Annotated in this window: 15 protein-coding genes and 2 riboswitches; of the genes, 4 read left to right on the top strand and 11 right to left on the bottom strand. The window is 71.4% G+C overall.

What is annotated here, in order from left to right:
- Positions 1–234: 234 nt before the first annotated feature.
- Positions 235–702: a thioredoxin-dependent thiol peroxidase gene (gene bcp, locus ACQEVJ_RS34660; protein ID WP_433108497.1), complete on the bottom strand. Its 468-nt coding sequence runs from the start codon at positions 700–702 to the stop codon at positions 235–237.
- A 131-nt stretch (positions 703–833) separates the two neighbouring features.
- Between bcp and ACQEVJ_RS34655 the strand changes: the two genes are divergently transcribed.
- Positions 834–1,160, top strand: coding sequence for a DUF3618 domain-containing protein (locus ACQEVJ_RS34655; protein WP_433108495.1), 327 nt, complete (start codon positions 834–836; stop codon positions 1,158–1,160).
- Between the two features lie 95 nt (positions 1,161–1,255).
- Here ACQEVJ_RS34655 and ACQEVJ_RS34650 read toward each other — a convergent pair whose 3' ends face one another.
- Entirely contained in the window at positions 1,256–2,431 is a 1,176-nt protein-coding gene (locus tag ACQEVJ_RS34650) for an amino acid deaminase/aldolase (RefSeq protein ID WP_433108492.1), read from the bottom strand.
- Positions 2,432–2,632: 201 nt separating this feature from the next.
- Between ACQEVJ_RS34650 and ACQEVJ_RS34645 the strand changes: the two genes are divergently transcribed.
- Positions 2,633–3,364, top strand: coding sequence for a DUF6286 domain-containing protein (locus ACQEVJ_RS34645; RefSeq protein ID WP_433108490.1), 732 nt, complete (start codon positions 2,633–2,635; stop codon positions 3,362–3,364).
- 1 nt (position 3,365) lies between these two features.
- Positions 3,366–3,857: a hypothetical protein gene (locus ACQEVJ_RS34640; RefSeq protein ID WP_433108488.1), complete on the top strand. Its 492-nt coding sequence runs from the start codon at positions 3,366–3,368 to the stop codon at positions 3,855–3,857.
- Here ACQEVJ_RS34640 and ACQEVJ_RS34635 read toward each other — a convergent pair.
- The 5 genes from ACQEVJ_RS34635 to ACQEVJ_RS34615 form a co-directional block, all read right to left on the bottom strand.
- Positions 3,786–5,264: a hypothetical protein gene (locus ACQEVJ_RS34635; RefSeq protein ID WP_433108486.1), complete on the bottom strand. Its 1,479-nt coding sequence runs from the start codon at positions 5,262–5,264 to the stop codon at positions 3,786–3,788. The two genes, ACQEVJ_RS34640 and ACQEVJ_RS34635, sit on opposite strands and share 72 nt — an antisense overlap.
- A gap of 46 nt (positions 5,265–5,310) precedes the next feature.
- Positions 5,311–6,684 (bottom strand): L-serine ammonia-lyase, encoded by a 1,374-nt coding sequence (locus tag ACQEVJ_RS34630; protein WP_433108484.1) that lies wholly within the window; start codon positions 6,682–6,684, stop codon positions 5,311–5,313.
- A 33-nt stretch (positions 6,685–6,717) separates the two neighbouring features.
- Positions 6,718–7,110, bottom strand: a complete 393-nt coding sequence (gene gcvH / locus ACQEVJ_RS34625) for a glycine cleavage system protein GcvH (RefSeq protein ID WP_433108482.1) — start codon at positions 7,108–7,110, stop codon at positions 6,718–6,720.
- Positions 7,107–8,198: a glycine cleavage system aminomethyltransferase GcvT gene (gene gcvT / locus ACQEVJ_RS34620; protein WP_433108480.1), complete on the bottom strand. Its 1,092-nt coding sequence runs from the start codon at positions 8,196–8,198 to the stop codon at positions 7,107–7,109. The genes gcvH and gcvT overlap by 4 nt, the downstream gene beginning before the upstream one ends.
- A 42-nt stretch (positions 8,199–8,240) precedes the next feature.
- Positions 8,241–8,336, bottom strand: a riboswitch (glycine riboswitch).
- Positions 8,337–8,434, bottom strand: a riboswitch (glycine riboswitch).
- Between the two features lie 347 nt (positions 8,435–8,781).
- Positions 8,782–9,654, bottom strand: a complete 873-nt coding sequence (locus tag ACQEVJ_RS34615; protein ID WP_433108478.1) for an AfsR/SARP family transcriptional regulator — start codon at positions 9,652–9,654, stop codon at positions 8,782–8,784.
- Between the two features lie 247 nt (positions 9,655–9,901).
- Between ACQEVJ_RS34615 and ACQEVJ_RS34610 the strand changes: the two genes are divergently transcribed.
- Positions 9,902–10,708: a DUF4240 domain-containing protein gene (locus tag ACQEVJ_RS34610; protein WP_433108476.1), complete on the top strand. Its 807-nt coding sequence runs from the start codon at positions 9,902–9,904 to the stop codon at positions 10,706–10,708.
- Between the two features lie 67 nt (positions 10,709–10,775).
- On the opposite strand, the gene ACQEVJ_RS34605 is transcribed toward ACQEVJ_RS34610, so the two are convergent.
- The 4 genes from ACQEVJ_RS34605 to ACQEVJ_RS34590 form a co-directional block, all read right to left on the bottom strand.
- Positions 10,776–11,873: a TIGR04500 family putative peptide maturation system protein gene (locus ACQEVJ_RS34605; RefSeq protein WP_433108474.1), complete on the bottom strand. Its 1,098-nt coding sequence runs from the start codon at positions 11,871–11,873 to the stop codon at positions 10,776–10,778.
- Between the two features lie 49 nt (positions 11,874–11,922).
- Positions 11,923–12,909 carry an MvdC/MvdD family ATP grasp protein gene (locus ACQEVJ_RS34600; protein WP_433108472.1) on the bottom strand — a complete coding sequence of 329 codons (987 nt, stop codon included), beginning with the start codon at positions 12,907–12,909 and terminating at the stop codon, positions 11,923–11,925.
- Positions 12,910–13,184: 275 nt separating this feature from the next.
- Positions 13,185–13,340 carry a hypothetical protein gene (locus ACQEVJ_RS34595; protein WP_179155182.1) on the bottom strand — a complete coding sequence of 52 codons (156 nt, stop codon included), beginning with the start codon at positions 13,338–13,340 and terminating at the stop codon, positions 13,185–13,187.
- 10 nt (positions 13,341–13,350) lie between these two features.
- A complete protein-coding gene (locus ACQEVJ_RS34590; RefSeq protein WP_185949397.1) occupies positions 13,351–13,503 on the bottom strand; it encodes a hypothetical protein in 153 nt (50 codons plus the stop codon).
- Positions 13,504–13,617: the final 114 nt, after the last annotated feature.

Raw genomic sequence — 13,617 nt, 5'->3', positions numbered from 1 at the left:
GTGGGCCTGACCGAGGAAGTGGGAGGTGTCGATGCCGAAGTGCTTGAGGCGGCGGCTGATGTGGGCGTGGGTGCCTCCCGACCACGGGATGCCGAGATAGCGCAACACGTCAGCGATGCTCGCCGCCTTCGCTGCGGCCTCGGCCAGCAGCTCCGCGGTGTACTTGTACTTCGCCATGCCCCGGAATTTATCGGCCGGCGCCGACAATTCCGGGAGCGTGGCGAAAGGGGTATGTCAGGAAATCCCCAGCTCTTTCGTGAGCCGGGCGACGTGACCGGTGGCCTTCACGTTGTAGAGGGCCTTCTCGATTTTGCCGTCGGGGTCGATGACGAACGTGGAGCGGATGACGCCCATCACGGTCTTGCCGTAGTTCGTCTTCTCGCCGTACGCGCCGTAAGCCTTGTGCACGTCCAGACCGGTGTCGGACAGCAGCGGGAAGGTGAGCGCGTCGCGCTCGCGGAACTGCCGCAGCTTGGCGGGCTTGTCCTTGGACACGCCCAGCACCACGAAGCCCTGCTCGGTCAGCGAGCCGAGGTTGTCGCGGAAGTCACAGGCCTGCTTGGTGCACCCGGGAGTCATGGCCGCCGGGTAGAAGTACAGAATGACCCGCTTGCCGCGGAACGACTCCAGCGAGACCTCGTTGTCGTCGGCGTCGGTCAGGGTGAAGTCCGGCGCGGCGTCGCCGGGCTGGAGCTTGCTCATCACGTCCTCCGGAAAAGGTGACCCGCGGCGATCGGCGGGCAAGCGTCCAAACTACCGGCTCAGCCGCTGTGCGGGGCGACCGCCGGACCTGGCAGACTGATCGCACACGGATACCACAGGAGGGGGATCGCATGGCGGACACCGATCCCGATGCGCTGGAACGGAAGATCGAGCGCACGCGGGCGGAGCTCGCTCGCACGGTCGACGCCATCGCGGACCGGGTGAGCCCGAAGCGGGTCGCGGAGCGCGGCGTCGAGAAGGCGAAGGCCAACGCGCGCGACTTCGTCGCGTCCATGGAGGACATGGTCCTGGGGCCGCGCACGTACGCCCCGGCCGACGGCGAGGGCGAGCAGCCCGCGGAGTACCCGGCGCCCAACATCGCTCCGGTGCTGATCGGGATCGGCGTGGTCGTCGTCGTGGGGGCGGCCATCGTGCTGCTGCGCCGCCGCTCCCGCTGATCCGCCGCTGACCCGCCGCGGGACGACGCCGCCGTGACGCGATTCACGGCGGCGTCCACGTTTCCAAAGGGACGATCACAAGGCCGGGCCGGCGATCAGAGGAAGGTCCTGCCCTCGCCGCGGTAGGTCGGGACCTCCTCGGTCACCCGGTCGCCCTCGAGGAGGTGCAGACCGGCGAAGCGCTCGCACAGCTCCCCGGCCTTCGCGTGGCGGAACCAGACGCGGTCGCCGAGACGGAGGTCGGCCGCCGCCTCGCCCAGGAGGGGCGTCTGCACCTCACCCGCCCCCTCGTCCGGGTGATATCTGAGCCCCGCCGGCAGGTACGGCTGGGGCAGCCGCGTGGGCCCGGGGGCCCCGGAGGCGGGGTAGCCCCCGCCGAGCACGGTCACGACGTCCGCAGCCGGCTTGCGCACGACCGGCAGGGCGAACAGCGCCGCCGGACGGCCGGTGAAGCCCCGATAGAAGTCGAACAGCCGGGGATGGAAGAACCCCGAGCCCGCCGCGACCTCGGTGATCGCCCGCTCGGCGACGGTCTTCTCGATGCTTCCCGTGCCGCCGCCGTTGACGAACTCCAGGTCGGCGACCTGACGTACGGCCTGCACGATCCGGCCGCGCCGCACGACCAGCTCGCGGCGCGACCGCTCCTGCATCCAGCGCACCGCGCGGCCGTACGGTCCCGGAACGTCGTCTCCCACTCCGGCGATCTGGGCCTCGTACGCCATGAGTCCCGTCAGCCGCAGCCCGGGGCGCTTGGCGATGTACGCGGCGATCTCGGCGGCCTGCTCCGGCTCGCGGATCGGCGACCGCAGCGCGCCCGCCCGGAACACGCCGCCGAAGGCCACGAACGCCGCGTCGATGTCCAGGCACACCCGGATCCGGTGGGGGAGGCGCAGGCTCTCGATCAGGCCGAGATGCTCGGGCGAGTCCACCATGACGGTGATCTCGCGTGCCGCGACCTCGTCCGATCCCAGGGCGCGCAGCGCGGTCCTGTCGGTCGTGGGGTAGGCCACGAGCACGTCCCGCAGGCCGGTGGACACCAGCCACAGCGCCTCGGGCAGCGTGAAGGCCATGACGCCCGAGACGCCGTCCATGGCCAGGACCCGTTCTAGCACGGCCCGGCAGCGGATCGACTTGCTGGCCACCCGGATCGGCTTGCCCCTGGCCCGGCGCACCATGGCGGTCGCGTTCGACCGGAGCGCGTCCATGTCGAGGACGGCGAAGGGCGGCTCCAGGTGGGCCGTCGCCTGGTCGAGGCGCTGTCGGTCGTCCATGGGCGCAGCCTAGTACGGCAGCGCCGGGAAATACATGAGCGCTGTTCACGTTAACCGTGCCCGGGCAAAATCTCCGCCGTGCAGCCGCCATGATCGCGCAAGGCGGCGGGTGACCCGCCCGTCCCGCCGCCGCTCCGTGTACCCATGGTGAGGTGACTACCGAGCGGACCCGGCGCGGTGAGCGGGAAGGGTGAACGGCTGATGAGCGTCGTGCAGGGAATCCTGGCGGGTTCGTCGGCTAGGAGCGCCAAAGGCAGCGGCTCGGGCGCCAAGGGCGCCGGAAGCGGCAAAGGCGGCAAGGGCGCCAAGGGCGCAGGCAGTGGAGAAGGCGCCGACGGCGCCGGAAGCGACACGTACGGCATGGATGACACGAGCGGCAGGGACGCCGCGGCGGGCCGGCGGAGCGCGGTTCGCGTCCTCCGGCCGGGCCGGACTCCGGCCGCCGTCGTGGTCGCCGCCGTGATCGCCCTGCTCGGCTGGGCGATCACCGCTGTGGTCGTCGCCGTCATGCTCGGGGTGTCCCCGTCCTGGCGGCTGCCGCCCCGGCTGCTGAACCTCACGCCGGCCGACCCCGTCGTCCCGGTCGCCGCGGTCGGAATGATCGTCTGCGGGGCGGGACTGGTGGCCCTCGCGCTCGTCCCCGGCCGTCCCAGGCTCATGCCCCTGGAATGCCAGGACCCGCTGCTCGCGATGGGCCTGACCCGCGCCGGACTGCGCCGGACGCTCGCCGCCTCGGCCCGCGAGGTCGAGCACGTCCGGCGGGCTAACGTCCACATCCTGCGCAGGCGGATCGAGGTCGCCGTGGTGGCCGACGCGGACACGACCGGCGCCCTGCTGCGCGAGGTCGGCGCGGCGGTCGGGGACCGGCTGTCGGGCCTCGGCGTCCGGTCCCGCCAGGAGGTGGTCGTACGGCTGCGCAGGAGAGGGGGCTGACATGGGTCCGCGACGCGGGAACCGCCTCGGGCTCTGTTTGGTGGGCCTCACGCTGGTCGCGGGGGGTTTCGGCCTGCTGGCCGCCGCGCGCGGGCGGCCCGGCGCGGCCCTGATCGACGAGAGCGTGGCCGACGCGAGCGTGGTGGACGGGAAGCCGTGGGCGCTGCCCCTGCTGGCGGGGGTGGCCATGGTGCTCGCCCTGGTCGCGACCCGCTGGCTCTTCATGGCGCTCGGCTGGGGCCGGGTCGGCAGCCGTACCGGTGCCGGCATCGCCATGCTCGGCGTGGCGCTGAAGGGAATCGACGGGATCGGCCGCATCTCGGTCAGGCTCGTGCGTGACGGCAGGCTGCGGGTGTCGGTGTCGCTCCGGCAGCCGGCCGACCTGCGGCAGGTGATCAGGCGGCTGGACGAGTCGGCGATCTCACGCGTTCGCCGCGCGGTCGGCCGCGACGACGCGCTTGCGGTCGTCCGTCTGCACGTCCGCCGCCGCTGACCGCCCCTCCCGACGCCACGGCGCGGGGGTCGCCTTCGTGCCGAGGGCGAGCCCGGCGGCCAGGCAGGCGAGCGGCACGACGGGCACCACGTAGCGGTGGTCGAAGGCGGCGATCAGGGGCGGCAGCAGAAGCAGGACCGCCGCCACGGCCCAGGGCAGCAGCGCCGTCCATCGCCGCGCCACCAGCCCGGCGAGCCCGGCCAGAAGGACCGCCGCCAGCAGCGGCCCGCGCAGGAAGCCCTGCTCCTGGTAGGCGCGCAGCCACCCCGCGAACGGCTCGGCCACCTTCGTGTCCCCGGAGCTCCCCTGGTAGGCGGTGGTCAGCTCGGTCGCCGTACGGCCGCCGGAGGCCACCTTGGAGGTGAACGGCTTCACCGAGGCGGGGAACACGTACGCGCTCTGCGTGCCCGGGGCGGGGTAGACCTTCCGGTCCCATTCGAACGCCCACATGGCGTCGTGCAGACCGGTCGCCAGGAAGTCGAGGGGCTGGCTGCGGATCGCCAGCGAGGCGAACTCCCCGGCCAGCTGCTCCTTGTCCTTCTTCACCCGCTGGATGGGCGAGTCGGCGGCCCAGATGTAGGCGGGCGCGGCGAGCCGGGGCTCCGACGGGCACAACACCGCCAGTTCCTTCGGCGGCTTCATGACCGAGCAGTCCGCGAAGGTCATCGTGCGCGACCACAGCCACGTGCTGCTGCCGCCCATCCCGTACGACCCGTGGGCGTCGTGGAACCAGACGGCGTACCCGCCGAGCACGGCTGACGCGGCGGCGAGTCCGGCGAGCGCGGTCCTCCAGCGTCCGGCGAGCAGCACCGGCAGCAGCGCCAGCGCGATCAGGGGCAGCCCGAGGGTGCGGGTGACCGTGGCGCACCCGAGCAGCAGCAGCGCGGCGACGACGGACCACGCGCCGGGCCTGGGGCGCCACAGCAGGATCGTCACGGCGGCCACGACCAGTGCGGTGAACAGCAGGTCCGCCATGGCGAGGTGTTCGAGCTGGATCTGGTGGACGTCGAGCAGCACCGGCGCCGCCGCCAGCGCCGCTCCCCAGCCAGGCAGCCGTGTGCGGCGGCGCAGCACGGCGTACACGCAGACGGCCATGCCGAGACCGAGCAGGTGCTGGACGATCACGACGGCGGTGATGCTCCCCAGCGGGCTCAGCGCCGCCAGGAACAGCGAGTAGCCGGACGGCCGCGAGGGCAGCGGCCGCAGATCCAGGGCCGAGCTGAGGTAGGCGAAGGAGTCGGCCCAGAACCACAGCACGGGCCGGTAGCCGAGCACGGCGAGCGCGCGCAGCGCGACCCCGGCCGCCAGCACCACCAGGAACGCCCGATGCGGGCGCAGCGCCTCGCGCCACCTCACGTGACGGCCCTCCTCCTCGCCGGAAGGCACCACGATATTGGTGAGCCGCACATGCGTCACATTCGAGACGCCGCCGCGCTCGCCGGCGGCGCGAGGCTCAGCACTCGATGACGTTGACGGCGAGGCCGCCGCGTGAGGTCTCCTTGTACTTGTCGAGCATGTCCCTGCCGGTGTCGCGCATCGTCTTGATCGCTTTGTCCAGCGACACGAAGTGTCGGCCGTCGCCGCGCAGCGCGATGCGGGCGGCGGCGATCGCCTTGATCGAGGCGACGGCGTTGCGCTCAATGCAGGGGATCTGGACGAGACCGCCGATCGGGTCGCAGGTCAGGCCCAGGTTGTGCTCGATGCCGATCTCAGCGGCGTTCTCGACCTGCTCCGGCGTCCCGCCGAGCGCCTCGGTGAGGCCCGCCGCCGCCATCGAGCAGGCCGAGCCGACCTCGCCCTGGCAGCCCACCTCCGCGCCGGAGATGGAGGCGTTCTCCTTGAACAGCACGCCGATCGCGCCCGCGGTGAGCAGGAAGCGGACGACGCCGTCCTCGTCGGCGCCCGGAAGGAAACGCATGTAGTAGGACAGAACGGCCGGGACGATGCCGGCGGCGCCGTTGGTCGGCGCGGTGACGATCCGGCCGCCCGCGGCGTTCTCCTCGTTGACGGCCAGCGCGAACAGCGTGACCCAGTCCATCGCCCGCAGCGGGTCGGTCCCGTCGGCCTCGCCCTGCAGCCGCCGGTACAGCTGGTGGGCCCGGCGGCGCACCTTGAGGCCGCCCGGCAGGACGCCTTCGCGGCTGGTGCCGCGCCGTACGCACTCGGCCATGACGGCCCACAGGTGCAGCAGGCGGGCCCGGATCTCCTCCTCCGTACGGCCGAAGGCCTTCTCGTTCTCCATCATCAGGCCGGAGATCGACAGGCCGGTCTCGGCGCAGTGCGCGAGCAGCTCGTGCGCGGTCGTGAAGGCGTACGGCAGCGCCGTGTCGTCGGGCTTGATCCGGTCGGCGCCGGTGGCGTTCTCGTCCACCACGAAGCCGCCGCCGACCGAGTAGTACACCTTCTCGCGCAGCACGGCGTCGTCGGCGTACGCCGTGAACCGCATGCCGTTCGGGTGGTGGGGGAGCGACAGCTTGCGCTCGAAGACGAGGTCCTCGCCGACCACGAACGGGATCTCGTGCACGCCGTACAACGAGACCGTGCCGCTCGCCCGCATCGCCGCCAGCCGTTCGTCGACGGTGTCGACGTCGACCAGCTCGGGCTTGTCGCCGGACAGGCCGAGCAGGACCGCCTTGTCGCTGCCGTGGCCCTTGCCGGTCAGCCCGAGCGAGCCGTAGAGGATGGCCTCGACCCGGGTGACCTTCTCCAGCAGCCCGTCCTGGTGCAGCCCGCGGGCGAACTTGTGCGCCGCCGCCATCGGGCCGCCCGTGTGGGAGCTGGACGGCCCGATGCCCACCTTGAACAGGTCGAAGACGCTGATCGCCATTGACCGTCGCCTTTCACGCGTCTCCGGTGGCCGTCAGGACTCGCCGGAGGTCAGCGCGGTGTACTCCGCGGCCGACAGCAGGTCCTCCGGCTCCTCCTCCACGCGCACGCGGAACAGCCAGCCCTCGCCGTACGGGTCGGAGTTGACCAGCGAGGGGTTGTCCGCGACGGCCGAGTTGATCTCGACGATCTCGCCGCCGACCGGGGCGAAGATGTCGCTCACGGACTTGGTGGACTCCACCTCGCCGACCGCGTCGCCGGCCGCGACCGTGGCGCCGACCTCCTGGTGCACCTCCACGTAAACCACGTCGCCGAGCTGCTCGGCCGCGTACGCCGTGACGCCCACCGTCACGGTGAGGCCGTCCTCGATCCCGGCCACCCACTCGTGTTCCTTGGTGTAGCTCAGGTCGTCCGGAATGGTGCTCACTTGCTCCTCCTGTAGAAAGGCAGATCGACGACGTCGACCGGTTCTTGGCTGCCCCGGATGTCCACGGCCAGGCCACCCTTCTCCAGGGCGTCCTCGTCGACGTACGCCATGGCGATCGGGCGGCCGAGGGACTGCGACGGGGCGCCGCTGGTCACCTCGCCGACGACGGCGCCGTCCCGGGTGACCGGGTAGCCGTGCCGGGGCACCCGGCGGCCGCGCGCCACCAGCCCGACCAGGCGCCGCCTGGTGCCGTTCTCCGCTGCCCGCTCGAGGGCGGCCTTACCCACGAAGTCACCGGGCTTGTCGAAGCGGACGACCCGGCCGAGCCCGGCGTCGAACGGTGTGATCGCCGCGCTCAGCTCGTTGCCGTACAACGGCATGCCGGCTTCCAGGCGCAGCGTGTCGCGGGCCGACAGCCCGGCGGGGACGAGCCCGGCGTCCCTGCCCGCCTCGGTGAGGGCGTCCCACAGCGGCACGGCGTGCTCGTTCAGCACGAACAGCTCGAAGCCGTCCTCGCCGGTGTATCCGGTGCGTGCGATCAGGACGGGCGTGCCCGCGACGACGCCGGGGAGGATGGCGTAGTACTTCAGATCGTCGAGGTCGGCGTCGGTCAGCGCGGTCAGGATCTCGGCGCTGCGCGGGCCCTGCACCGCGACCAGCGCGTACTCGTCCGACCGGTCGGTCACCCGCGCGTCGTATCCCCGGACCCGGTCGGCGAGCTCACGGGCGACGAGGGCGTAGTTGGAGGCGTTGGCGACGACCATGTACTGGTCCTCGTCCAGGCGGTAGACGATGAGGTCGTCGAGGATGCCGCCGGTCTCGTTCACGATCATCGTGTAGCGGGCGCGGCGGGGCGCGAGGACGCTGAGGTGCCCCACGAGAGCGCGGTCGAGCGCCTCGCCCGCCTGTGCGCCGACGACGAAGATCTCCCCCATGTGGGACAGGTCGAACAGCCCCGCGGCCGTGCGCACCGCGTTGTGCTCGGCCGACTCACTGCCGTAGCGCAGGGGCATCTGCCAGCCCGCGAAGTCGGTCAGGGTCGCGCCAAGGCGTTCGTGGACCCCGCGGAGCGGGGTGGATCGGGACATGCGCACCTCGGAAGGACGGATGCTGCGTTTGACTATCGGGCATCCTCCCCCTCTGTCATCGGCGCCTGAGAGCTTCGTCCGATCTTTGCCGGACTTTCACCTTCGGCGAGGCCTTCCGGCCTTCTTTCCAGAGGTCACCTGGCCCGCACGGTCCTTTGCCTTGAGAGGTTCGCGGGGAGGGCTTGCTCCTTCAGGGGCCCTGACCGGATGCCAGGACGCTCTCCCGCACGGGATCACCGGTGTCCTGCAAGCCTAGTGGTTCGCCGCCATCCCCGTAACCGGCTGGATCGCCCCGATTCCCCCGATCGGGGTATCCGTCCCCAGGCCGGCGGGCATCTCGTCCTTCGACTCGAAGCTGCGGGGTGGAGAGCCCCTTCATGCACCTACGGCGGGATGGCCAAGCTCGCGGCGAATGGCGCGGACCTCGGCCAAGTCGTCCGGATCCTTGCCGAGTCTTTCCGCGTCCGCGCGGGCCTGCTCCGGCCAGCGGAGGCGGTCGGCGAGCCTGATGGCTTCCCGCACCACATCCGTGGCCGATCTTCCATCGGCCGTGAGCCGAGCCAGGATCTGCTCGGTCGCCGGATCACAATGCGTGATCGGATTCGCGCGGCGGCCGATGCCCCGCACGGAGACGCATCAGGGCGGACGAAGGGTCGTCGCCGGTGAGGATCCGCTGGTGGAGGGCCTGGGTGTCGGGGGACGGCTCGGTGCCGAGGCGGTCGACCAGGGTGCGGCGCAGTCGCTGGTAGGACGCCGAGGCGTCGTGGGTGCGGCCCGACCGGTGCAGCGCCAGCATGAGCTGCCGATGCGGCCGTTCACGCAGCGGATGGCGCCTCGCCCACTGGGCGAGGCCGCCGACGATCTCGTGGTGGTGCCCGAGCGCCAGTCGTACGTCGAAGAGGTCCTCGGTCACCGCACGCCGGTCCTCGTCGAGCCGTTCGGCCCACCCGGAGAGCTCGTCCACGTGCGTCATGCCGAGCAGGGCGTCGCCCCGCCACAGGCTCAGCGCGTTCTCGAACATCCTCGCCGCATTGTGGTAATCGCCATTGTCGCGAGCGATTCTGCCATGTGCCGCGAAATGGTTGAATACTGCAGCATCCACGGATCCGGGCGGGACGGAAAGAAGGTACCCGCCCTCCACGGTGTGCAGCGGAGAAAGGTCGGGGTCGCGCGGCGAGAGCCGCCGCCGCATCTGTGCGATGTAGGTGGTAAGATTCCGCGGCGCCGATTTAGTGGGACAGTGATTCCACAACAGATCGATGAGTCTGTCCCGGTGAACCGCGATATTCGGATTGAGCAGGAACAGTGCCAGTAGCTGCCGGTGCCTCGGGGCGAGCCCGGCGATGACGTCCCCCGAGGGTTTCATGGCCAGGAACGGTCCGAGCACGGCGTATAACACGGTTCCCCTCGCACGAAAGCAGCGTGAACGCGCCGACGACGCGGCTTTGATCGCCATTTGACCATATCTCTCTCCGACGGCTTGCGTCAAAAATATGTCGTTTCTATGTCCGTCGCTACGGAGCACATAAACGCCGCCCTGGGAGCCGCAATGCCGGCCCGGCGCGCTCCGATACGCCGATAAGCCAAATGAAATCGGTTACAGATCAAGCTCGCGCCGACTGTCCATGCCGGCGATGTGAGAGTGTGACGCCGATTACGCGATGATCGGCGCGGGGCGGCGCCGGCCCGGGGAGGTACGGCTTATGACGGACGAGGATTTCTGGGAGCTGATCGGCACGCTCGACGGGGTGGTCGACGAAGACGGCGCCGATCTGCTGGGCGAACGCCTGTCGTCGCTGGGCGCGGAGGAGGTGGAGGCCTTCTGCGCGCGTCTCGCCGGAAAGGTGCGTGCGCTCACCGGACTCCCTCTTGAGGGGCGTCCGGTTCCCGACGTCAGCGACGAGGGCCGGCCGCCGATCCCACTCGTCGGGGACGCGTACGAGAACCTGCTGTACGCGGTGGTCGCCGCCGGGCGGGAGCGGTACGAGGCCGTGCTCGCCGATCCGGCGGTGGCCGAGGGCGAGGAGTGGGACGCGGGGGAGACCGAACTGCTCGTCGATGTCGTCGCGACCGTGCTGTGGGGTGTCGCGGGCCTGGACTGGTACGAGGAGTTCGACCCTCTGCTGTCCGGACTGCCGGCGGACGGACGGTGGTACGACACACGCCGGGGCTCGGCCTGGAAGAGCGCGCCGCGACAGTACGAGAACGCGGCCCACGCGCTGGACCGGGCCCTGAACGACTCCGCCGAATGGCGCGCCTGGTGGAGCCAGACTGGGCTGCGCAAAATCAAGGTCGGCGTCGCCGTCAACGCCGACAGGGGCCTCGAGAACGTCGAGCGCGGCAGGACGATCGCCAGGGCCGAGTTCAGGATGGGCCGCTCCTACTTCGGCGATAGCGACGCCGCGGGACTGAGAGCGCTCGCGGTGGAGGAGGGCACGCGCATCATGGGCGCGATCGCCCGGGCGCTGGACATGACGCCGCCTCCACCGCTTCCGTCCTCTTCCCGCTGAGCTGTTCCCGCTGACCTGTTCCCGCTGAGCTGTTCCCGCTGACCTGGGGGGGGCGGGGGTCCGGCGCTCACCGGGCCGCGGCGGCGTCGCCTCCGGTCGCGGGGGCCCGCATGGCCTGGTTGACGGCGTCGGTGCGCCGGGCGTCGCCCCACACCCACTCCACGTGGGCCTCGCGCCGCCGATCGGCCAGCCATTCCTCGAAAAGCCGCTGTTCGATCCCTCGCCGGGTGGCGTCGTCGAGAACGGCGGGCCTGACCTCCACCACGTGGGTGACCACGGGGTCGGGTCCGTACGGGCCGAGGACGTCACCGGGTGCGGCGTTCGCCGCCCGCGGGCCGAGTTCGGCGCGGAACAGCCGGCGCAGGCGGGCGTCCGCGCCGTGGTCGAGCGTCTCGGCGGCGGCCGAGGCGAGGGGATCGGCCCCGCCGTCCCGCAGCCGGGCGGCGGCGGCCTGGGCGGCCTCCAGCCGGGGATAGCGGAGGGACAGCACGCACAGCCGCTCATAGGAGCCGGGGCCGGCGCTGAAAAGGCCGCCGGCGCGGTCGCCGACGACGCGCCGGCGCAGCCGGGCGATCCCGGCCTCCTGGGCCACGATGTGCTCCAGGCCGGCGTGGTCGAGGCCGTGTTCGGCCATCCACGCCCGGGTGGCCTCGACCGTGAGCAGCCCCCGGGCCCGCCGGAAGGCGTCGAGAGCGTCCTGCAACTCGGCGGCGGACAGGTCCACGGGGTCGTCGGCCAGCTCCTGCGCGACCAGGGCGGCGTCGACCAGCCGGCTCGCCTGAGAGGCGTCGCTCCACAGCTCGTCCAGCACCGCCATGGCCTGCTCCATCGCGACTTCCATGCCGTTGACCCGGACGACGACCTGCTCGCCGGAGTTGCGGCTGCCCCGCAGCGGCCAGGGCAGCGCGCGGTCGGGGGCGAAGGCGACCGAGACCGTGCCGTCTCCCACCGGGATCAGCATGTCGTAGTGACAGCCGCCGCCGGGATGGTCGCGCTGCCACACCAGGCGCATCGGCGTGCCCTCGTGCTCCGCCCGCAGGTCGCCCAGCAGGAGCCTGGCCTCGGCGGGTTCCAGGTCGCTGATCCGGCGGAGGTACGCCAGGACGCCGGCCAGCAGGCCGGCAGGGGGAAGGACAACACGGTGAACACCACTGTGCGGCGGCATGTCGGGCTCCTCTGAGCGAAATCTGTCGGGCTCGTTCGCGGCGGGGACGTCAGGCCGGTTCGAGCAGGAGGTCGCAGAGGGCCTCGCTGATCGGCAGACCGGTCATGTTCTCGACCCACAGCCACTGCGCGTTGGGGTTGACCTCCAGGAAGACATGACGGTCGTCCGGCGTGACGATCAGGTCGACGGCGCCGTACAGCAGGCCGAGGCGGTCCATCAGCGCCAGGCACCGGTCGGCGATCTCCTCCTGGAGGCGGTGCGGCCGGTGCGGGGTGGTCCGGGTGTCGTAGTACCGCCAGTCGAGGCTCGATCGGTTGGACGCCTGCGAGTGGATCTCGGCGGCGAAGATCTGCCGCCCGACGATGGTGACGCGCAGCTCGAAGCGCTTCGGCACCATCTCCTGCACGATCACCGGGCAGAACCGCAGGCCGTCGGCGTACGCGAGGTCGCGGGGCGACACCGGCTCGGTGAGGCGGGTCGCGGTGAGGCCGCCCGCGACGCCCTCGACGAGCGGGACGTGGAAGGCCTTCGTGATGATCCGGCCGTCGTGCCGGTCGTGGAAGTCGAGGAACGACTCGGCGTCCGTGCTGATCAGCGTCTCCGGGATCGCGAATCCGAGCTCCGCCGCCAGGGCGAGCTGGGAGGCCTTCTGGCCGGACCGGCGGAAGACCGACTCGCGGGCGGGCACCTGACGGCACGGCAGGTGCTCCCACAGGTCGCTGAGCAGGCTCTTGCACTCCTGCACGGTGTGCGCGGCGACCGCCGGATCGACGATCTCGGCGTGCGCGCGAGGGGGAGTCGGCCGGCGCCACCACACGGCGGACACCGTGTCGAGGTCGATCGTCTCCTTGTCGCCGCGCAGGATGCGGCGGGTGCCGAGGCCGGCGCCGTAGCCGAGGTCCACCTTCGCCGAGACGGGGAAGTCGCCGGGGTCGAAGACGCTGACGCGCGCGCCGCGCCGGGCGAGCAGACCGCAGACCCGCTCGGCGTGCGGGTCGTCCTCGCTGGTGAGGACGAGAACGTGAGGAGGGCGCAACGGAGGGCCTTTCGACGTGACCAAAGAGACCTGAGCGGGTCGTGCGCGATCACCCGCGCCGTGCCCCGCGACCCCTCACGGCGGCGTTTGCCGCGTCGTGCCGGAGCGGCTTCGGACGGGACGCAGAAGCGGCGGCTTCCAGGAGGGGACTGAATCGGCTCGGCCTGAATCGACGGGGCATGGCGGGTGGGAGCGCCACCGGAGCGGCGCTCCCACCCTGTGCGTCACAGCGTGATCAACCCGGTGTGGTCACCCTGTGGTGTCATGGGCAAGCGTCAGAGGGAAATGTCGTCGTACTTGCACATGTTGTCGGCGTAGCAGCCGCTCCTGTCGAACTCCGGGGCCTGGCCGCCGGTCACGCCGCGCAGGCGCTCCTCGTCCAGTTCCTCGCCCACAGCCTCGATGGCGGCGATGACGGTGCGAACCTTCATGATTGCTCCCTCAGCACAGGTAGTCGTCGTAGCCGGCGCCGGACCTCGTCCGGGCGGCCATGGGGTCGCTCATCCCGCCGGTGACGCCCTCCAGCCGGCTCTCGTCCAGCTCGGCGCCCACCTCGGAAAGGTCCCGCAGCTCGGTCTTGGGCTGTCCGCTCATGGCCTTCTCCTTTCGGTCGAGTCGGGAGCCGGAAGCGGCTCCCCCGTGTCCCAGACCCTGTCTTGATCGCCTTGGAACCGGATTGCGTGACGGAGGTAAGCGACTTGTGACCTG

The organism is Microbispora sp. CA-102843 (genome assembly GCF_050936215.1).
GTDB lineage: Bacteria > Actinomycetota > Actinomycetes > Streptosporangiales > Streptosporangiaceae > Microbispora.
The sequence above is the reverse complement of the archived record's forward strand: the minus strand, read 5'-3'. Positions and strand labels throughout refer to the sequence as shown.